13 protein-coding genes are annotated in these 20,303 nt (G+C 67.2%); 5 read left to right on the plus strand and 8 right to left on the minus strand.

Annotation, left to right across the window (positions count from 1 at the left end; genetic code table 11):
• Positions 1 to 48: 48 nt before the first annotated feature.
• Entirely contained in the window at positions 49 to 840 is a 792-nt protein-coding gene (locus tag ACQG07_RS10260) for an IclR family transcriptional regulator (RefSeq protein WP_426738207.1), read from the plus strand.
• On the opposite strand, the gene ACQG07_RS10265 is transcribed toward ACQG07_RS10260, so the two are convergent.
• Genes ACQG07_RS10265 through ACQG07_RS10285 form a run of 5 tightly spaced genes read right to left on the minus strand, consistent with a single transcriptional unit; the run spans position 834 to position 4,673 of the window.
• A complete protein-coding gene (locus tag ACQG07_RS10265) occupies positions 834 to 1,508 on the minus strand; it encodes an SDR family NAD(P)-dependent oxidoreductase (RefSeq protein ID WP_426738208.1) in 675 nt (224 codons plus the stop codon). The genes ACQG07_RS10260 and ACQG07_RS10265 overlap by 7 nt on opposite strands.
• 38 nt (positions 1,509 to 1,546) lie before the next feature.
• Complete coding sequence (locus ACQG07_RS10270; RefSeq protein WP_426738328.1) at positions 1,547 to 1,843, minus strand: SDR family oxidoreductase; 297 nt, start codon at positions 1,841 to 1,843, stop codon at positions 1,547 to 1,549.
• A 30-nt stretch (positions 1,844 to 1,873) separates the two neighbouring features.
• Entirely contained in the window at positions 1,874 to 2,890 is a 1,017-nt protein-coding gene (locus tag ACQG07_RS10275) for a zinc-dependent alcohol dehydrogenase (RefSeq protein ID WP_426738209.1), read from the minus strand.
• Positions 2,887 to 3,747, minus strand: coding sequence for a fumarylacetoacetate hydrolase family protein (locus ACQG07_RS10280; RefSeq protein WP_426738210.1), 861 nt, complete (start codon positions 3,745 to 3,747; stop codon positions 2,887 to 2,889). The genes ACQG07_RS10275 and ACQG07_RS10280 overlap by 4 nt, the downstream gene beginning before the upstream one ends.
• Positions 3,744 to 4,673 carry an SMP-30/gluconolactonase/LRE family protein gene (locus ACQG07_RS10285; RefSeq protein WP_426738211.1) on the minus strand — a complete coding sequence of 310 codons (930 nt, stop codon included), beginning with the start codon at positions 4,671 to 4,673 and terminating at the stop codon, positions 3,744 to 3,746. Before ACQG07_RS10285 ends, ACQG07_RS10280 begins: the two co-directional genes overlap by 4 nt.
• A 120-nt stretch (positions 4,674 to 4,793) precedes the next feature.
• Here ACQG07_RS10285 and ACQG07_RS10290 point away from each other — a divergent pair, with 120 nt between their 5' ends.
• From ACQG07_RS10290 to ACQG07_RS10300, 3 genes are read left to right on the plus strand one after another with little or no spacing between them, the layout of a single operon-like run.
• Complete coding sequence (locus tag ACQG07_RS10290) at positions 4,794 to 6,512, plus strand: IlvD/Edd family dehydratase (protein ID WP_426738212.1); 1,719 nt, start codon at positions 4,794 to 4,796, stop codon at positions 6,510 to 6,512.
• Entirely contained in the window at positions 6,499 to 9,357 is a 2,859-nt protein-coding gene (locus tag ACQG07_RS10295; protein ID WP_426738213.1) for an FAD-binding and (Fe-S)-binding domain-containing protein, read from the plus strand. The genes ACQG07_RS10290 and ACQG07_RS10295 overlap by 14 nt, the downstream gene beginning before the upstream one ends.
• Positions 9,354 to 11,759, plus strand: a complete 2,406-nt coding sequence (locus ACQG07_RS10300; protein WP_426738214.1) for a glycoside hydrolase family 3 N-terminal domain-containing protein — start codon at positions 9,354 to 9,356, stop codon at positions 11,757 to 11,759. The genes ACQG07_RS10295 and ACQG07_RS10300 overlap by 4 nt, the downstream gene beginning before the upstream one ends.
• A 27-nt stretch (positions 11,760 to 11,786) precedes the next feature.
• Here ACQG07_RS10300 and ACQG07_RS10305 read toward each other — a convergent pair whose 3' ends face one another.
• Entirely contained in the window at positions 11,787 to 14,192 is a 2,406-nt protein-coding gene (locus tag ACQG07_RS10305) for a glycoside hydrolase family 3 N-terminal domain-containing protein (protein WP_426738215.1), read from the minus strand.
• A 194-nt stretch (positions 14,193 to 14,386) separates the two neighbouring features.
• On the opposite strand from ACQG07_RS10305, the gene ACQG07_RS10310 reads away from it, so the two are divergent.
• A complete protein-coding gene (locus ACQG07_RS10310; RefSeq protein ID WP_426738216.1) occupies positions 14,387 to 15,370 on the plus strand; it encodes an aldo/keto reductase in 984 nt (327 codons plus the stop codon).
• Here the strand turns inward: ACQG07_RS10310 and ACQG07_RS10315 are convergent.
• Together ACQG07_RS10315 and ACQG07_RS10320 are read right to left on the minus strand one after the other, a co-directional pair.
• Complete coding sequence (locus ACQG07_RS10315; RefSeq protein WP_426738217.1) at positions 15,360 to 17,618, minus strand: family 78 glycoside hydrolase catalytic domain; 2,259 nt, start codon at positions 17,616 to 17,618, stop codon at positions 15,360 to 15,362. The two genes, ACQG07_RS10310 and ACQG07_RS10315, sit on opposite strands and share 11 nt — an antisense overlap.
• A 207-nt stretch (positions 17,619 to 17,825) precedes the next feature.
• On the minus strand, positions 17,826 to 20,105 hold the full coding sequence (locus ACQG07_RS10320; protein WP_426738218.1) for a hypothetical protein: 2,280 nt from the start codon (positions 20,103 to 20,105) through the stop codon (positions 17,826 to 17,828).
• Positions 20,106 to 20,303: the final 198 nt, after the last annotated feature.

Genomic DNA, 20,303 nt, shown 5'->3' on the forward strand with positions numbered 1-20,303 from the left:
CTGTTGATCTCGGGGCGGAACGCGCTTCCACATGGTGGAATGGTGGAGATGAGTAGCACGACCGAGAATTCTGCCGACCGTGTGGTGGGTGCAGCGCGAGTTCTCGCCGTCCTCACGGAGCTCGCCGAGCACCCTGCCGGGATAGCTCTCGACGACCTGACTGGCATCCTCGGCGGTTCCAAGTCGACCGTGCACCGAGCGCTGGCCGCCCTGCGTGCGGCCGGCCTGGCCGAGCAAGTGTCACGCGGCGTGTACGTGCTGGGCGACGAGTTTCTCCGCTTGGCGTTCCTCAACTCGGCGGGGCGCCCAGCGGCTGCGCGCGTTGAACCCATCCTCCGCTCGCTCGCGGAACGGTACGGCGAGACGGCGCATTTCGCGGTGCTCGACGGGCCCGAGATCGTTTACCGTGCGAAGGTCGACCCTGCGGGAGGCGCCGTGCGCCTCACCTCCGAGGTCGGGGGCCGGAACCCCGCTTATCGCACCGGAGTGGGCAAGCTCCTCCTGGCCCTGGAAGTTTCGAGCGAGGAGGAACTCCGACGACGTTTGCACGGCGCCGACCTGGTTGCGCGAACGGAGCGGACCATCACGTCGATCGGTGCACTGTGGGAGGAGCTGCAGACGATCAAACAGCGTGGCTACGCCGTCGACGACCAGGAGAACGAACCCGGCATCAACTGCATCGCCGTCCCGTTCCGCCTCGACCCCGAGCTGCCGGCGATGGGAGCCATTAGCGTCAGCGCGCTGGTGTTCCGTATGTCGCTCGACCAGCTCATCGCCGAGGAACGGAACATCCGCTCGCTCGTCGATGGCGGATTGCCGGGCGACGCCGTGGATCAGTAGGTCGCTCGCCCGCCGCTGATGTCGTAGATGGCCCCGGTGGAGAAGCTCACTTTGTCGGACGAGAGCCACGCGACGAGTTCGGCGACCTCCTCGGGACGGCCGATGCGCTTCATCGGGATGAGGCCGGTGATGTGGGCCAGTGCGTCCGGTGCCGTGGTGGCGTTCATCGGGGTCGCGATGACCGCGGGCGCAATGGCGTTCACGAGCACACCGGTCGTCGCGAGCTCCTTGCCGGCGGACTTCGTGAGGGCGATCACAGCCGCCTTCGACGCCGAATAGATCGACAGGTTCGGGTTGCCGTCCTTGCCAGCCATGCTCGCGAAGTTAATGACCCGTCCCCAGCCTCGCTCGACCATTCCTGGGACGAACGCACGCATCATGGCGACTGTGCCGAGCACGTTCACCGATAAGACTTGCTCCCAGTCAGCGTGCCTCGTCTCGATGAGCGGGACGCCTGGTCCGACGATCCCGGCCGAGTTGATGAGGATGTCGACCGCGCCGAGCTCGGCGGCGAGCGCAGAGAGCGCGGCCTCATCGGTGATATCCAGGTGGCGGTCGACGTCACCGACGAGGTCCACGGTGACGACGGTGATCCCATCGGCACGGAGGCGCTCGGCGGCTGCAGCGCCGAGGCCTCGTGCGCCGCCGGTGATGAGTGCTGTGGTCATGGTGTGCTCTTTCGTTCGAAATGACAACGGTGTGCTGATCACACCGTCGGGATGCGGATGCTCGATATGCCGCCGTCGAAGGTCAGGACGGTTCCCCTGGTCGATCCGCTGTCAGCCGAGGCGAGGTAGGTGATAGCTGTGATGACCTCGTCAGGGGTGACGAGCCGACCGAGCGATTGGCGTCGCCGGGGCGCCTTGATGACTTGGCGGAACGACTGTTCATGATCGCCGGGTGGGCGCTCCGGCGCAGATGGGCGAGTGCTGCCGCGGTCACCAGCTCGCTGCTGATGAGGTTGACGGCAGGCGCTGATGCCACCTTGACGAGGCCGGAGAATTCGCTCATGGGACTTCTGCTTCCAGGCGGTTCAGTCGAGCGACGGGTCGACGTGGATCTTCGGGCCCGGGCCGGAGGACGGAGGACGTTCTCCGCCGAGTACCGCGCCGACCGAACCAAGTCCGACCGTGGCCGCGATGAGCGGCCGTGGGTCGACCGCGCCACTCGCGTAGTGGTCGATCGTCGCCGTGAGGCCCGGTGAGGCGCTCAGAATTCCTACCGCTGTCACGTCCTTCAGAGCCATCGTGCGCGTGTCGAGGAGGCTCGGGCTTCCGGCCAGACCGACATACACGACCCGACCGGCCGGTTCGACGAGGTCGAGGGCCTGCGCCGGAAGTGAAGGTGCGTTAGACGCGTCAATTACCGCGTCGAACGGGACGTCGGGGAGGGCGTCGGCCGACCACACGCCGTCGAAGCCAAGCGTGCGGGCGAACTCGAGCGAACGCTCGGAGCGGCCCATGAGGTGGACCTCGGCCCCCTGCGCTTGGGCGAAGAGTGCCACGAGGAGGCCAATCGTCCCTGGGCCCAGCACTAGTGCGCGGTCGCCCTCCTCGAGGTTCGCGCCCCAGACCGACCGCAGCGCGTTCCCGCCCGGCTCTACGAGGGCGCCGAGCGCGGGGTCGAGGTCCTCGGGAAGAGCATGCAGTGCGCGCACGGGCATCGCCAGCTGTTCGGCGAGTGCGCCGGGGAAGCCCCCGCGGACCCCCACTTCGTAGCGGTGCTCGCACACGTGCTGGTTCCCGGCGAGGCAGCGGCGGCAGACGCCACAGCCCAGCATGGTGTCGCCTGTGACCCTGCGACCCAGCCAAGACCGGTCGACTCCGTCGCCGATCGCGCTGACCGTGCCACTCCACTCGTGGCCGAGGCGAAGCGGATATTCGGCGAGGCTCTCATGGAGGTACTGCATTTCACCCGTGTAGAACTCGACGTCAGTGCCGCACACCCCGACCCGCTCAACGTCGATGACGACGTTCGCCGGCGTAGCCTCAGGGGGCTTGACGTCCTGTACTTCGAACTCGTGCGGCCCGGTGAGAACGAAGGCCCTCATCGGGGTGCCAGGACGTGCTGTCGCTGGGAGCCGAGGCCATCGATGCCGAGTTCCATCACGTCGCCCGGCTGCAGCCAGATCGGTGGAGTGAAGCCCATGCCCACACCGGGTGGGGTTCCGGTGTTGATGAGGTCGCCGGGTTCGAGGACCAGGAACTGGCTCAGGTAGTGGACGATGAAGTACGGGTCGAAGATCATGGTCGAGGTGGATCCGGTCTGTCGCGGAATCCCGTTCACGTCCAGCCACATGCCGAGGTCCGAGACGTCGTCGATCTCGTCGGGCGTGACCAGCCACGGACCAGCCGGGTTGAACGTCTCCGCCGACTTGCCCTTCGCCCACTGGCCGCCGCGTTCGAGCTGGAAGGCGCGCTCGCTGACGTCGTTGACCGTGACGAATCCGGCGATTGCCTCGCGAGCGTCCTCGACACTGTCGAGGTAGCTCGTGCGCCTGCCGATCACGATGCCGAGTTCGACCTCCCAGTCGGGCTTGGTCGAACCTCGGGGGATGAGCACGTCGTCGTACGGGCCGACGAGGGTATTGGGTGACTTCGTAAACAGGATTGGCTCCTCGGGGACTGCCTGACCGGTTTCTGCCGCGTGGTCGCTGTAGTTCAGGCCGATGCAGAGGATCTGGTGTGGGCGGGCGATGGGCGCGCCGATGCGGACACCGTCCAGCGTCCGCGTCCATCCCTGCCGTGCGCGCTCCTCGATGATGGGGCGGATGCGGTCGATGCCGCCGTCGCCGAAGAACCGTTCGTCGAAGTCCGTGACGACGTCCGAGAGGTCGACGTAGGTCTCCTCGCCAACGAGCGCTGCGGGCTGCTCTGCTCCGGCTGCTCCGATTCGCAACAGTTTCATAGTGTCCTCACGAGTGGGTGGGTGTTGGGAGAGGCAGTGAATCCGCCCCAGTGGGCGACGGGTGCACCGAGCACCCCGGGTGTCACAGTGAAGAGCTTCCCTGAGTCGGGATGCTCGTGCAGCTCGTTGGTATTGAGCCCCTGGGTCGCTGTGGTGATCACCAGGGTGTCGAGGAGCGGTCCGGCGAACGCGACGCTGGACGTGTGCGGTGCGGTCGTCTCGACGATCGCGACGAGGTCGCCATCCGGGGAATACCGGTGGACCTCTCCGAGACCCCACAGGGCGATCCAGAGGTGGTCTTCGGCGTCCATGCACATGCCGTCGGGATACCCCGAGGACAGCTGCAGGAACACCTGCCGTCCGCCTGTGGTGCCGTGCTCGGAATCGTAGGAGCGTCGGTACACGATGCGGCTGAGCGTGTCGACGCTGAAGAGCGTCCGTCCGTTGGTGCTCCAGGCAAGCCCGTTCGAGAGCGTGAGGTCGCTGTCGAGGACGCGGATCGTCGCGTCGGAGTCGATGATGGTGAGCGTCTCGCCGGACAATCCAGCGTCGGTCAGGTCGAGCGATCCGATGAGGAAGCGACCGGCGGGGTCGACCTTCCCATCGTTGAGCCTGCGGCCGCTGTCCGGCGGCAGGATCCACGGTCCTCGGTGGAGGTCTCCGGCCGCGGACTGGACAAGGAGCGATTCGGCGCCGGCGATCAGAAGGTCACCGTCAGTCGAGACTGCGACCGCGCCGACCGTCTCGTCGAACCGCCGTTCGTCGGTGATGGCGACGGACCCGTCGCCGACGAGCCGTCCGAATGCGACAAGTCCGCGTCTGATGTCCACCCACAGCAGCTGGCTTCTCTTGGCGTCCCAGACCGGTCCTTCCGCCAGGATGTGCACAGCGTCGTTGGCGACTCGCGCGACGGTTCTCTGGGTCATGGGGGGTGGTTCTCCTGGATTGTGGGAAGCGCGACGGATGGGCGTGCCTTTTATTCGTCGAGACCTTATGCTACTCAGAAGTTCTAACAGTTGAACAGCAATTCTGAAAGTTGGGAAAGTATGCCCTCTAGGCTGCGGAGTTCCGAGTGGTATGACGGCGACGACCGGAACGCGTACATTCACCGAGCCTGGATGCGGCGCGGGACCCCTGGTTCGGCGTTCGACGGTCGGCCGCAAATCGCGATCGCGAACACCGCTTCGGACCTGACGCCCTGCAACTCCCATCTCGACGAGGTGGCGCAGTCGGTGAAGAACGGCATCTACGAGGCCGGTGGCATCCCACTCAATCTCCCCGTGGTGTCCCTCGGCGAGACGCAGGTGCGACCGACCGCCATGCTGTGGCGGAACATGGCAGCGATGGCGACCGAGGAGATGTTCCGCGCCAACCCAATCGACGGTGTCGTCCTGCTCGGCGGCTGCGACAAGACCATCCCCGCACTCCTGATGGCCGCGGCATCCGTCGATCTTCCTGCCATCGTGGTGCCGGGTGGCCCGATGATTACGGGAACGTTCCGCGGTGAGAGCCTCGGGTGCGGCACGGACGTCTGGAGGCTGAGTGAAGAGGTCCGCGGAGGAACCCTCAGCCAGCAGGAGTTCCTGAAGTCCGAGTCGTCGATGATCCGGAGTAAAGGGCACTGCAACACGATGGGCACGGCGTCGACGATGGCGCTCGTCGCAGAGGCGCTCGGCACGATCATGCCGGGTCTCGCCGGGACGCCCGCGCCCGACAGCCGTCTGCTCGAAGCCGCCCATGAGACGGGCCGCCTGGCAGTCCAGTTGGTGGCCGAGGACCGACGCCCGAGCACGTTCCTCACCGCCGCCAACTTTCACAACGCGATCGTCGCGCTCGCCGCAATCGGGGGTTCGACCAACGCCGTCGTGCATCTGCTCGCCATCGCCGGTCGTCTCGACATCGACCTTACGATTGACGATTTCGACCGCATAGGTGCGAACGTCCCGCTGCTCGTGAACCTGCAGCCGGCCGGCCGCTTCCTCATGGACGACCTGCATCGCGCCGGAGGCTTCCTCGCGGTGTTGCGCGAGGTCCGAGACCTGCTCGACCCCGACGCGCTGACGATCACGGGGAAGCCACTGGTTGACTACCTCGATGACGCCCGGATCTGGGATCGGGAGGTCATCACGCCCCGTGAGTCGCCCCTGCAGTCGGCGGCCGGCATCTCCGTGCTCCGCGGCAGCCTCGCACCCGGTGGTGCCATCATCAAGCCAGCCGCCGCGTCGCCGCACCTGTTGAAGCACCGGGGGCCGGCGGTCGTATTCGACAGCATCGAGGACTTCCACGAGCGCATCGACGACCCGGACCTCGACATCGACGAGAACTCGATCATGGTCCTCCGTGGCTGCGGGCCGCGCGGCTACCCGGGCATGCCCGAGGTGTCGAACATGCCCCTGCCCAAGAAGCTCCTCGAACGCGGTGTGCGCGACATGGTGCGCATCTGCGACGGTCGGATGAGCGGAACCGCGTACGGTACCGTCGTTCTCCATGTCACGCCGGAAGCGGCCGCAGGCGGACCGCTCGGCCTCGTGCAGACGGGCGACAGCATCCTGCTTGACGTCCGTGCGGGACGGCTCGAGCTGGAGGTCCCTGCCGACGAGCTCGCCCTCCGCGTTCCGAACGAGGCGACCGTGCAGGGCTTCGCGAACCCACGAAGTGGTTGGGAACGGCTGTACATCGACCACGTCATGCAAGCGGACACCGGCGCCGACCTCGACTTCCTGCGCGGTTCTCGCGGATCGAGGGTGAGCCGTGAGTCGCACTGAGTCCTTCACGACGCTGGCGCCGGTCTCCGAAGCGCTCGTCGCCTCGCTCGTCCTCGCCGCTCCCGGGGCGGTAGCGACCCGCGCGACGGACCGTTTGGCATCCGCCCACGACGCCTCGCACTACCTGCTGACGCCGCAAGCCGTGGTCACCCCGACGACCGCCGCAGAGGTGGCGGCCGTCCTCGCGGCCAGCCGTCACCAGAACGTTCCCGTGACGTTCCGCTCCGGCGGCACGAGCCTCAGCGGTCAGGCGAGCTCGTCGGGTGTCCTCGTCGACACGCGTCGTCACTTCCGAGGCATCGAGGTCCTCGATGACGGTCACCGGGTCCGCACGGGACCAGGGGCGACGGTCCGAGCCGTGAACACGAGGCTCGCTCGCCACAAGCGCAAGCTCGGACCAGACCCGGCGAGCGAGATCGCCTGCACCATCGGCGGTGTCGTCGCCAACAACTCGAGCGGGATGGCGTGCGGCATCTCGGACAACACCTACCGCACCCTGGAGTCCGCGATCCTCGTGCTGCCCGGCGGGACGGTCATCGACACGTCAGCGCTCGACGCCGACGAACGCCTGTTCCGCGCGGAACCCGAACTGCACGCTGGACTGCTGCGCCTTCGCGATCGGGTCCGCGAGAACCCTGAGTCGGTGGCGCTCATCCGCGAGCTGTACTCGATCAAGAACACGATGGGGTACGGTCTCAACTCCTTCCTCGATCACGACAGCGCCGTCGACCTCCTGCTCCACCTCGTGATCGGGAGCGAGGGCACGCTCGCTTTCGTCGCCGAGGCGACCTTCAGAACTGTCGCGGTCGGGACGTCGGTCGCCACCGGTCTCCTGATCTTCTCCGACCTTGCGGCAGCGACGAGCGCGCTTCCGGCCCTCGTCGCCGCCGGATTCGCGACGATCGAGCTCCTCGACGCGACAAGTCTGCGTGTCGCCCAGCGCGATCCCGAAGCGACCGAGGACCTCCTTGCCCTACGGGTCGAGGCTCAGGCGGCGCTGCTTGTCGAATACCAAGAGCACTCCGAGGAGGCACTCGCGGTCCGATTTGCGCAGGCCACGGAGGTGTTCGGCTCCCTGCCGCTCGCGAGCTCGGGCGTGCTCAGTACCGACCCGGCTCGCCGTGCCCAGCTGTGGCACATCCGGAAGGGTCTCTATACGCTCGTCGCGGGCAGCCGCCCGTCGGGGACCACGGCGCTCCTGGAGGACATCGCTGTCCCGGTCCACCGCCTCTATGAAACGTGCACGCAGCTCATCGAGTTGTTCGAGCGGCACGGGTATGAGGACAGCGTCATCTTCGGGCACGCGAAGGACGGCAACATCCACTTCATGCTCAACGAGCGTTTCGACGACCCGGTGTCTCTCCAGCGGTACGAGGTGTTCACCGAGGAGATGGTCGAGGTCGTGCTCGCCCAGCACGGCACGCTCAAGGCTGAGCATGGGACCGGCCGTATCATGGCGCCGTTCGTGCGGCGTCAGTACGGCGCCGAGCTGTACGAGGTTATGCAGGAGCTGAAGCGCCTCGTCGATCCGGACGGCCTGCTGAACCCTGGCGTCCTCCTCAACGACGATCCAGAGGCGCACGTCCGCGACCTCAAGACGGCGCCGACGGTGGAGTCGGAAGTCGACCGCTGCGTCGAGTGCGGCTACTGCGAACCCGTCTGCCCGAGCCGTGACATTACGACCACCCCTCGGGAACGGATCGTGCTCCGCCGCGAGATCGCTCGGGCGGACAACGCCGGCGACACGGTGCTCCTGCGCACGCTGGAACGTGAGTACGAATATGACGCCGTGGAGACGTGCGCAGTGGACGGCATGTGTCAGATCGCGTGTCCGGTGCAGATCAACACCGGCGATCTCACCCGGCGGCTCCGAGCTGAGAACGCGTCTGCGATCGCGCAGGCCGCTTGGAAGGGTGTCGCGAAGAACTGGGACACAGTGAGCCGTGTCGGCGGCGTCGCGCTGACGTTGGCCAAAGGCGTGCCGTCGGCCCTGCCTGGGCTCGCGACGACAGTCGGGCGCGCCGCACTCGGCGACGACACTGTGCCGAAGTACTCCGCGGAACTTCCTGCCGGCGGCCGACGTCGGAAGGTGATCACCGCCGCTGAACCGGCCGCCGTGTACTTCTCGAGCTGCACCACCACGATGTTTGGGCCGGAGGGCGGCGACGGCGTCAGTGAGTCGTTCCTCCGTCTCTGCGAACGCGCGGGCGTGAGCGTCGCGACCCCGGACGACATCCCGTCGCTCTGCTGCGGCACCCCGTGGAAGTCGAAGGGACTGACCGAGGGGTACGCCGAGATGCGCTCGCGCGTCACCGAATCGCTCCGCCGGGCCACCCGCGGCGGCAAGCTCCCGGTGGTGTGCGACGCGTCCTCGTGCACCGAAGGCCTCCACGTCCTGCTCGCGAGCGCTGACGAGCTCGATATCCGGGTCGTCGACGCCGTGGCGTTCGTGGACGAGCAGGTGCTGCCGCACCTCCCGGTGGGGGAGAAGGTCTCCTCGCTCGCGCTCCACCCGACGTGCTCGTCACGTCGACTGGGGATCGACGGTGCGCTGGCCCGCGTGGCGGCAGTGGCCGCCGACGAGGTGCTCATCCCGGACGACTGGGGCTGCTGCGCGTTCGCCGGCGATCGCGGGATGCTCCACCCGGAGCTCACCGCGTCCGCGACCGCTGCCGAGGCGATCGAGGTGCGGCGTGCGGCCGCCGAGGCCCACGGATCGGTCAACCGGACGTGCGAACTCGGCATGACGCGAGCGACCGGCAAACCCTACCGTCACGTCTTGCAGATCCTGGATGACACCCTCTCCTCCAAGCTCGACCCCACCCCAGAAGGAAACCTCAAGTGACCGAACCTCGTCCGCACCTCGACGAAGCCCTGCCCGTCGACGAACGCGTCGAACTGCTCCTCGCCGAGATGACGCTCAGGGAGAAGGCGTTCCAACTGACCTCCGTCGCTCCCTGGTACTTTCACGAGGCCGACGGCGCCGCGTCACCCCGACTGGCGCAGACGCTCGAGGATTCGCCCGGCCACATCTGCAACTTCGGCGTCGACGACCCGGCGTCGATGGCCGACATCGTTGGTCGCCTCCAGCGTGCCATGGTGGAGAATAGCCGACTGGGGATCCCGCTGCTCGTCCACACGGAGGCGTTGAACGGATTCCTGGCGGGCGGCCACATGGTCTTCCCGACACCCACCGGCCTCGCAGCCACGTGGAGTCCCGAGCTCGTCGCCGAGATGGCGGACGTCATCCGACAGCAGATGACGCGTGTCGGCGTGCGTCAGGCCCTGTCACCGAACATGGACATCGCGCTCGACCCTCGATGGGGTCGCGTGCACGAGACCTATGGCGAAGACCCGTACCTCGTCGCCGCCTTCAGTGTCGCGTTCACGCAGGGGATGCAGGGGCCGACCCTCAGCGAGGGCGTGATTGCCACGGCGAAGCACTTCGTCGGCTACGGACTCCCCGAAGGCGGCATCAACCTGTCTGGTTACGAGGGCGGGCCGCGCCGGACGCGTGACCTCTTTGCTTTCCCGTTCGAGGCAGCGATCCAAGACGCCGGACTGGCCTCCGTGATGAACTCCTACTCCGGGATCGACGGAGTGCCGGCGGCAGCATCATCCGCGGTACTCACCGGACTGCTCCGGGACACGCTCGGGTTCAGCGGCTTCGTCTCCTCCGACTACATGACGCTTGATCACCTGGTCAACCGCCAGGGAGCCGCTCAGACCCCGGGGGAAGCGGGGCGTCTCGCGATCGAGGCCGGGCTCGACACCGAGTTCCCACTGCCCTTCGGCTACGGCGACGCGCTCATCACAGAGGTCGAGGCGGGCCGCGTCGACCTGGCGCATGTGAACGCCTCTGTGCGACGTGTCCTCGCGGCGAAGTTCCGTCTAGGACTGTTCGAGCACCCATATCCGTGCAAGTCGATTGATCTTGGTGCAGCTGCTGCTGAGGGCACCGAGCTATCCAGGGAGCTCGCGCGGCGATCGGTGGTGCTCCTCGAGAACGACGGAGTTCTCCCTTTGGACCCCGATGCCGGGCAGACGGTCGCCGTCATCGGCCCACACGCCGATGCGGTGACCTACCAGTTCGCGACCTACAGCTACCCCGCGTTCCGTGAGATGACAACGTTCATGACGTCCGGTGGCATGGGTAACATGGTCGGCGTTGACCCGGAGATGGCCGCCTGGAACGAGCGGGTTTTCTCCAACGCCCCCGTCGAAGACTACGTCCGCGAGCACCTCGGAGCGAGGTCGCTCGTTGAAGCCGTCGCGGACCACGCCGGACGGGTCGTCACCGCGCCGGGGAGCTCGCTCACGCGCGATCTCGGTGACGATGCTCTCGCCGAAGCCGTCGCGGCGGCCGAGAGCGCGGACGTCGTCGTGCTCGCGCTCGGTGGCGCCAGCCTCTGGTTCAACGGTGAGCGCACCGAGGGCGAGGGGAGCGACTCCGCCGATATCGCCCTGCCCGCGGCACAGGTCCGTCTCGCGGAAGCGGTTGCAGCGACCGGCCGGCCGCTCGTCGTCGTCCTGACCCAGGGCCGGGCGTACACCCTTCCGACCGTCGTGCAGGATGCCTCGGCTATCGTCCTCACCTCCTACAACGGCCCGTTCGGTCCGACCGCGGTGGGTGAGACGCTCTTCGGCGAGAACACTCCGAACGGCAAGCTCCCGTACACGATCCCTCGTCACGGTGGGCAGGTCCCGATCTTCCACCATCAGCGATCCGGCTCCGGCTACCGCAACCCGCTGCCGCCGGACGTGGCCGAGCTCTACCTGGATATGCCCGCAACACCGCTGTACCCCTTCGGGCGCGGGCTCTCGTACACCGAGTTCCGGGTCGAGTCGCTCGAGGCTACAGCTTCCTTCGGCACGACCGGCTCCGCGCGTATCGCGTGCACCGTCGGCAACGTCGGTGATCGTGCCGGCGTCGCTGTCCCACAGCTCTATCTACGGCTGACCGGGTCCGGCGTGTCGCGCCCGGCCCAGCAGATGGCGGGCTTCGCGCGCGTTCCGCTCGAAGCGGGAGCATCTGCACGGGTCGAGTTCACGGTCGACGCGGCGCAGCTGGGCTACACCGACCTTGCCGGCGACTTCGTCGTGGACCCGGGCGAGGTCGGGATCTTCATCGGCTTCGACTCGGCGGACGAGCAGGTCGTGGGATCGGCGACGCTGACCGGGACGAAGCGTCCCCTTCGCGCGGACGAACGCGTGTTCCGGTCGGCTGTGGCGGTCGAGAGACGCTGACCTCGGACGGCGGCGGCCGCCGTCAGCTCAGCCCTCGTGTGACGTCGCGCGGACGGAAACCTCGGAGAAGAACGTCCGGTCGACCCCACGGACGACCCGCTCGGGACCCTCGACGCGGAGTGGCGGGCCCGCCACGGGTGCAGTGGCGTCGAAACCGATCGCGATTTCCAGCGATCCCGGCTGCACTGTGACCCGGCGATCCACCGCGGACGCGGCCAGCTGGTCGGTGTGGACCCGGAACCGGACGACCGCGCTCGCGTCGCGCTCCAGATCCACTTGCGCGAACCCCGCCAGCTGCTGGAACGGGCGGATGACGCCGCTGACCCGCGAACGCAGATAGAGCTGGATAATCGTGGACCCGTTCCGGGCACCGACGTTCCGAACCGGCACCTCGACGTCGAACGTCCCGTCGGTCGGCACGACGTCGGGAGTCGTGACGTCACCGAGCTCGAATGAGGTGAACCCCAGCCCGTGGCCGAACGGATACGCCGGATCGGCGTCCATATCCAGATACCCGGCCGTGTGGTAACCAGCGGTCGCGGGACGACCACCGCTCCCGGCCGTCCGGTGGTGGTAGATCGGGACCTGCCCGACGTGCTTCGGGATCGAATACGGCAGTCTGCCGATCGGTTCGGCGTCGCCGACCATGACGTCCACCACCGCGGATGCCCCGAACGGGCCGCCATAGGAGGACATGACGATCGCCCGTGCCTGAGCCACGACCTCGGGAAGCGTGTACGCCCGCCCCTGCACCAGAACCACGATGAACGGCGTACCTGTGGCGGCCACCGCCTCGAGGACGCGTGTCTGCGAGGCGGGGAGGGCGATGTCGGCCGTGTCGCTGGCCTCACCCTCAGTCCGTTCTCCGGTAAACCACAGACTGGCTCCGCCGAGCGCGACCACGACGAGTTCTGCTGCGCTCGCTGCTTCCACGGCCCGCGCGAGGTCCGCCGGGTCCAGGTCGTTCGTGAGGCTGGAGCCCGCCTCCACCGTGGTCAGCGCGCCGCGGGCGACGAGTGCCTCGGCGATTGACGTCGTGCCATATCGGTCGCGTCCGAGGTGCGAGGCTTCACCCGGCACAACGAGTTCGCGGAGCCAGGCGTCGGCGTCGTTGTCGATGCCGACCATGGTCATCTCGCCACCGAGGTGGATCGCCTCGACGGCCTGACGCCAGGAGACGTAGCTGTAGGCGGCGAACTGGAGTTCGGGGGCGTCGGCGTGCGGGCCGATCACGGCGATACGGCGGCCGGCTGGATCGAGTGGCAACACCCCGTCGTTCTCGAGGACGACCACCGAACGCTGCGCGAGCTCTTTCGACAGATCGTCTCCCTCTGCCGGGATTGCCGCGAGATCGATCGACTCGGTTGGGTAGGGATGCTCGAACAGCCCGAGTCGGAACTTCGCCTCCAAGACCCGGTGAACGGACCTGTCGACGACACCGATGTCCAGTCGACCGTTCGCCACCTCGTCCACGAGTACCGGTCCGTAGGCGACCGTCCGCGGGAACTCGACGTCGAGACCGGCGCCCAGCGCGAGCCGTGCAGCCTCACCGAGGTCGCTGGCCACGCCTTGCCGTGTGGCGAGCTGCTCGATGCTCGCGTAGTCGGCGGAGACGAAGCCCGTGAAACCCAGCTCGCCTCGGAGAAAGTCGGTGAGGATCTCCTTCGACGCGCCGACGGGGACTCCGTCGATGTCGGCGTAGGTGTTCATGACCGACGCGAGGCCAGCCTGGTTGATGGCCGCCTCGAACGGGAACGCGAACACGTCCCGCATCCGGCGGGAGGCAATCGTCGCGATCGACGAGTTCATCCCCGCCTCCGGCGCCGCGTAGCCGAGGAAATGCTTCCCGGTGGCCAGCACGCCGGACGCCAGGTCGTCGCCCTGGATGCCCCTGGTGAAGGCGACCGAGAGCGCCGCGACGAGATACGGGTCCTCGCCGAACGTCTCATGCACACGTCCCCAGCGGGGGTCGATCGCGACGTCCATGACTGGTGAGAGTGCGTGCCGCAGACCGACGCGCATCATCTGCCGGCGGGTCAGATCGGCCATCGCCCTGACCAAGGCTGGGCTCCAGCCGGCGGCGAGGCCGATCGCGGTCGGGAAGGCCGGGTGACCGCCGGCGAGGATGCCGTTCAACGCTTCCGCGTGGAATAACGCGGGGATGCCCAGTCGGGTGTCCTCGACGAAACGCCGCTGCAGAAGTCCGATGGTGTCGGCCAGCTGACGGGCATCCTCGAGGATCAGCTGCGCGACGTGACCGGGCGGCGTCGCTAGGGTCTCCGGTGCGGCCTGCGACGGTGAACCGTCTGGCCGGATAAGTTCCCACGCGAAGATGCTCGAGAGCTGCGAGCACTTCTCCGCCAGGGTCATCCGTTCGAGGAGTGCCGAGGCGCGCTCGGACGGAGAGGAACTGGAGGCGGTCGAGTGGTCCATCACACTGCTTTCATCGAGATCTTCTGAGCGACATGCGCGGCCACGCGTCACTGCGCACACCGTTCAGACTGTTGCAGGCGGAGCGTCCCGGCCGGAATCGTTGCGCAAAACAGTCCGGATCGGCCGTTGGATCGGCTGCTACTGGGTGTACCGTCTCGACGACGCTTCATCGATGAATCGAAAGGACGACTGCCATGGCGACGCTCGGACGACACGCCCGCGAACCACACGCCCTCGACCGGAACCGACTCGGAGCGAGCGGACTCGAGGTGACCGTCGTCGGGATCGGAGGCAGTCCGCTGGGCGGTGCCGAAGCCCTGTACGGACACGACACGACGAGCGAGTCCGCCGTGAGGACCGTGCAGCGCGTTTTCGCGGGGCCGATCAACTTCCTAGACACGTCCAACAACTACGGAGACGGGCGCAGCGAGCAGCGGATCGGCGCGGCGATCGGCGTCGAAGGTGGCCTGCCCCAGGGATTCGTCCTGGCCACCAAAGTGGACGCCGACCAGGGAACGGGTCGGTTTGACCGCGATCGTGTGCTGCGCTCGTTTGACGAGAGCACGGCACGCCTTGGGTTGGACCTCCTCCACCTGGTGCATCTGCATGATCCGGAGATGCATGTCAGCGCCGACGAAGCGCTCGGGAAGGACGGAGCGGTGGCGGGCCTCATCGAACTCCGAAACGCCGGCCGGGTGGGGGCGATCGGTATCGCCGGCGGCGTGGTCTCGGAGATGACCACGTACGTCGCGTCAGGGCTGTTCGATGTGCTTCTCACCCACAACCGCTTCACCTTGGTCGACCGGACGGCGGATGCGTTGATCGACGATGCGACCGCCCTCGGCATGGGTGTGCTGAACGCGGCACCGTTCGGCGGCGGTGTGCTCGCCCGGACACCCCGTTCCGGAGACCGGTACGCGTACGGGTCGGGCACCGCAGAGCAGGTCGCCGCGGCCATTGCGATGCACGAGCTGCTGGAGCCTCACGGCATCCCGCTCGCGGCGGCTGCGCTGCAGTTCTCGATGCGCGACTCCCGCGTGCACTCCACGCTCGTTGGCGCGTCGACTCCGGAGCGGATCGACGAGAACCTCGCGCTACTCGACATCGCCATCCCAGACGAGATCTGGGAGTCGCTTGAACGGCTGCTCCCCGCCCGAGAGTCGTGGCTCAACGACTGAGCGTTAACTCGTGATGGCCGGGAGGCAGTTCTCGGTCGACCATGCCAGGCCAGCGGACGACTGCGGGAGCCACAGTGTCGACGGTGAGCGCGACGACACCGTCGACCACCCGCCACCGGACCTTCACGCGCCCTGACGGCAGCTCGAGGGTGGTGTTGCACCAGTCCAGACCGGGACCCGGGCGCGGTGCGACGAGGATGCGGCGGTAGCCGGGCTCGAGCGGGGCGATCCCGCCGACGACTCGGTGCATCCAGTCAGCGACCGACCCCAGCGCGTAGTGGTTGAACGACGTCATCTCGCCGGGGTTGATCGAACCATCCACGAGCATGGAGTCCCACCGTTCCCACACCGTAGTCGCGCCCATCGTGACGGGGTACAGCCAGGACGGGCACTGCGTCTGCAGCAGCAGCCCGTAGGCGTCTTCGATGTGATCCGTGGCCGAGAGCGCGTCGGTCACGAACGCGGTCCCGGCGAAACCGGTGTTGATACGGTGGCCGTTGCTACGGACCAGCTGCGCCAGGCGCTCGCCGGCCGGCGCGAGTTCCTCAGCGTCGAGGAGGCCGAACACGATTGCGAGTGAGTACGCCGTCTCGGTTTCGACGGTGAGTCTCGACTCCTCGACGAAGTGCGTGCGGAAGCCGGAGCGGACCCTGGAAGCGAGCTCTCGCCACCGCTCGCTGTCCGACGTCCGGCCTAGAGCCGTGGCGGCCTGGGCGAGCAGGTCGAAGCTGCGGTACCCGCTGGCGGATGCCACGAGACCTGTCGGTGTCCGGGAGGCCCCGGGGTCCTTCGGTGGTGCGGTGGGGTCGAGCCAGTCGCCGAACTGGAACCCCCGATCCCACAGGCCGTCCTCGTCGAGCACCCGCGCGACGGCATCCCCGTGGAGGGCCATCGCGCGGTAGAGGCGAGCCAACCGGGCTGTGTCGCCGTCGTGCTGGTACAACGCCCACGGGACCCAGACGGCCGCGTCACCCCACACCGCCGTCGGTAGGGGAGAGCCCAGCACAGGGTTGTCGGCGGCCCCTGGTTCGAGCGCGAACATGTTTGGTACGACGAACGGAACGACACCGTCGGTCTGCTCTGTCTCGGCTATGAGGTCGAGCATCCAGTCCGTCAGGAAGTCCTGCACGTCGAAGAGGAACGTCGCGGTGGGGGCGAAGACAGCGAGGTCGCCAGTCCAGCCGAGGCGCTCGTCTCGCTGCGGGCAGTCGGTGGGGACGTCGACGAAGTTTCCACGCATCCCCCAGACGACGTTCTCGTGGAAGCGGTTGAGCAGGGGGTTCGAGGAGGTGAACCGGCCGGTCCGCCGCATCGTGGAGCCGATGACAACAGCTCGGAGCGCATGCCTCAGGTCCTCCATGGAGCCGGTCCAGCCTGTGATCTCCGCGTAGCGGAAGCCGTGGAACGTGAAGGTCGGCTCGAACACGTCGTGTCCGCCGGACAGAATGAAGCGGTCCGTCGCGAGGGCTGTGCGCAGCGGACGAACGCCGATCTCGTCCGCCTCGAGCACCTCGGCGTGCCGCATGCTGATCTCGGCACCTGCTCGTCCGCAGACACTCAGTCGGAGCCAGCCGACGAGGTTCTGACCGAAATCGACGAGCAGCCGTCCGCTCGGCGATCGCCAGACGTGTTGCGGGAGGATCTGCTCCTGGCGCGTGATCGGGGGGCCGACGTACGGTTCAAGTGCGCCGGCGGGCGAGGGCACAGCCTCTACCGCTCCCCAGGCTTCAGGTTCGCCGATACGCGCGTCGATGACCTGGCCGTCGTACAGGTCAGCGCTCGTGGTCGACGACGGTGCCCACTGCCAGGTCTCGTCGGTGAAGACATGTGACGACTTCCCGTCGGCGTACTCGATCGTCAGCTCCGCGGCCGCGGCCGGTCGGTCGCCGTAGAGCGCCCGGCTCTCGTAGAAGCCGAGACGGCCGGCGTACCACCCGGCTCCGAGGGTCAGCTCAAGCGTCCCGCCGGCGCGAAGGCGCTCGGGTTCGATGCGCTGCTCGGCGTAGCGGAGACGCCACTGGTAGCTCGACCATCCGGGAGTTAGCACGGATTCGTCGATCGGTCGCCCATCCAGTCGCACCTCGACGATTCCCAGGGCAGTCCAGCGCAGTGTCGCTCCGACGATGCCGCCGTGTGCATCCGCCGGTTCGCCGAGAACGTCGTCACCGATCGTCGTTCGGATCCGTACGACCCGTGCTGGATCGGAGTGGTCGTCGGGGGCGATGAACATCGGTGTCCAGGAGGGCACGTCGGGTCCTTTCACGGCGCGAACTGGGGCGACTCGACATTCCCTGCCGATCGCCGCGTTCGCCAACCCTAATGCGCCGATCCAGTTGCTGCGCGTGACGCTGGGCGACTTGCGCAATAGTTTTCGTCATCAGCTGCCGCCTGCGCCGTCGGACGACGGCAAGACGCCCCGGCATCACCTGCCGAGGCGTCCAGTCTCCGAGCGGATCTAGGCGTGCTTGCGCGCGCGTCGCGAGCGCACGAGCGCGAACGCCCCCACTGCGAGCAGCGCGAGCGCGATCCCCGCGGCCGTGAGAGGCACCTCCACGCCGGTCTTCGCGAGCTTCGACGTGTCGGTCACGCTGGGATCGGCCGCAGGTGGGGAGGCCACCGGGGGCGAAGTCGACGGCGCCGCAGCGACGACCGCTGCAGTCTCGGCAGTCGTCGCGCTGGCGGACGTGAAGCCCTCCTTCGTACCTGTCACGGTCACCGACAGGCGTGCCCCCAACTGCGCGGCGGTGACATCGAAGGTTTCACCAGTCGCCCCGGCGATCGGCTCGCCGTCCGCCAGCCACTGATAGCTGAGGGCGACGTCAGTGGGATCCCAGGAGCCCGGGGCGACCGTGAGAACGGATCCGACCCGGATGTCGCCACCGATCGCGGGCGTCCCTGCCGTGATCGGTCCACAGGCTTCCGGACCGGCCGTCGCGCAGTCGGCCGTCACGACGACCTGGACCCTGTCGAGGTTCTGGATGCGCGCGAACTGGGCGGTCGGGTCACCATCCCGAACGGACGTGACTCGGAGCGCGACGAGGAAGGTGCCCGGCGTGTCGAAGACCGGTGCCGCCTCGATTGTCGTCTCGGAAGCGATCTCGTCCAACGGGGCGTCCGTGAACACACCATCCCCGTCGAAGTCCCATTCGGCCGAGACGATGGATCCTGTTCCGGCGGGAGCCGTCACCCGAGCTTTGAAGGCAACAGGCTGCCCAACTGAAGCGGCCGCAAGCTGATCACCGTTCGCGGTGAGCTCAACGGTTGGCTGTACGCCGTGTCGCTCAGAGGCGTTGTCAGCGACGACGATCTGGGCATTCTCGACGCTGTACTGCGTTGAGTCGGGCGGTGTGACACCGTCTTCGGCCCAGGCCGCGACGTCTCGGAGTGCCTGTTCAACACCTCCGAAGGGATCCACCAGGTGTTTTGACCGCTCGTCACCGGGTACCGGTGGGCCCTGGTGATCTGCGTGATCCTGGAAATACACACGGTAGTTCTCCTCCGCGCCGATGGATCCCAGACTCGCCTCGACCTGCTTGCGATACCAGTCGGTGTGCCACGGGAGTGCGTCGGTGTCGTACAGGTCCGAGACGGCGATCAGCTTGCCGCTGATGGAACCGTCGAACTTGGCATTCCCAGATGCAGCAGTGGAGATGGTCGCCGCAACGGATCGTTGCGGGTAAAGCGGCGTACCGTCCTCAGCTCGGAACTGATCGAGACCCACCCAGCCGTCATCTTCGGCGGGAAGCTGATACCGGTAGTAGAACTTGTTCGCGATGTCCCACCGGTTCGAAAGAGTGTCGCCCCGTTGCGCGAGCTTCTCGCGCACGCGTTCGCCGAGCGGCGACTGCTCCGTGCCGAGGTAGCCGGCGGTATTCCAGAAATCGTCGACATATGTGGGGTCGGCCGACAATGGTGCTTCCGTCGAGATGCCGCTCGCCGACGTATTACCCAGCAAGTAGTCGGGGTACTCCCAACCCTTCAACGGGATGCCGAGCGCGGTCACTTCGGCGAACATGGCCCGCTGAGCTTCGTCAAGTGTGGCGTACGGGTCACCACTCCCACCGGGTACGAGTGCAGCTCGGATACTCAACGCCTGGTCGGAGAGGATCAGGCTCGCAGCCGCACGGCCGAGAAAGTTGTAGGAGGTTGGCTGCTGCACCGCCTGGATCGTCGGCACGAAACCCTGCCATACGGCCTGGGTGTTCTCCGCGGCGCCGACCGTCTGGAGGGAACCGCCGCTGCCGCCGAACAGATAGCCGAAGATGGGCGAGTCGGACCCGTAGTATTCAGCAGCCACCTGTCGCGCGAATTTTGCCGCGGCAGCGGCGTGGCGGTATCCGACCGAAACCTGTCCGTTGCCGGCAGCGACGGCGTACCCTCCGCTCGATAGGGCAAATCCGAGGTTGCGATCACTTACTCGGGCGGTGTTCTCATCGGCTGTGAAGGCGATCGGGTAGACCGATTGGAAGAAGCGGCCCTGCCACTGGACTTTGTTTTCCAATGAATGGAGGTGGATGTTGAACTGGATGTTGGTGCCCTCGAAGTGTCCACTGACGTGGTGGTTCGGAATGGGGGTCGTCTCGTCAGTCACGCTGTCGACAACGGGGTTCGCGTACAGCGGGTCAATGCAGTCGGCTGTCACCTGCACCGCTCGGTCGACGGTGGCGCAGTCGACTGCCGCGGCCGAAGCAGCCGGAGCCACGAGCGCTGGGCCGAGCACGAGTGCGGCCGTCAAGGCTGCGATCGTTCCTCGGCGGGCGATTCTGGGATGAACGGGCATGATCCTCACTTCATTGGGGTATCGCGTTCGAGCGCCTGGTGCTTCGTCGCGTGACAGGTGGAGAGCGGTAGTGAGTTGAATTCTCTACAACATCCCCAGGACGCTAACCGTCGTTCGGAGGCGCGGTCAACGGCTCGAACCGCGTCGGCGGTG

This window comes from Plantibacter sp. 2H11-2 (genome assembly GCF_050031945.1).
GTDB lineage: Bacteria > Actinomycetota > Actinomycetes > Actinomycetales > Microbacteriaceae > Plantibacter > Plantibacter auratus.

Coding starts and splice junctions, on each gene's coding strand:
- ACQG07_RS10280 (WP_426738210.1), bottom strand. CDS start 3,747: ATGAAACTGTTGCGAATCGGAGCAGCCGGAGCAGAGCAGCCCGCAGCG.
- ACQG07_RS10310 (WP_426738216.1), top strand. CDS start 14,387: ATGGCGACGCTCGGACGACACGCCCGCGAACCACACGCCCTCGACCGG.
- ACQG07_RS10260 (WP_426738207.1), top strand. CDS start 49: ATGAGTAGCACGACCGAGAATTCTGCCGACCGTGTGGTGGGTGCAGCG.
- ACQG07_RS10285 (WP_426738211.1), bottom strand. CDS start 4,673: ATGACCCAGAGAACCGTCGCGCGAGTCGCCAACGACGCTGTGCACATC.
- ACQG07_RS10275 (WP_426738209.1), bottom strand. CDS start 2,890: ATGAGGGCCTTCGTTCTCACCGGGCCGCACGAGTTCGAAGTACAGGAC.
- ACQG07_RS10305 (WP_426738215.1), bottom strand. CDS start 14,192: ATGGACCACTCGACCGCCTCCAGTTCCTCTCCGTCCGAGCGCGCCTCG.
- ACQG07_RS10290 (WP_426738212.1), top strand. CDS start 4,794: ATGCCCTCTAGGCTGCGGAGTTCCGAGTGGTATGACGGCGACGACCGG.
- ACQG07_RS10265 (WP_426738208.1), bottom strand. CDS start 1,508: ATGACCACAGCACTCATCACCGGCGGCGCACGAGGCCTCGGCGCTGCA.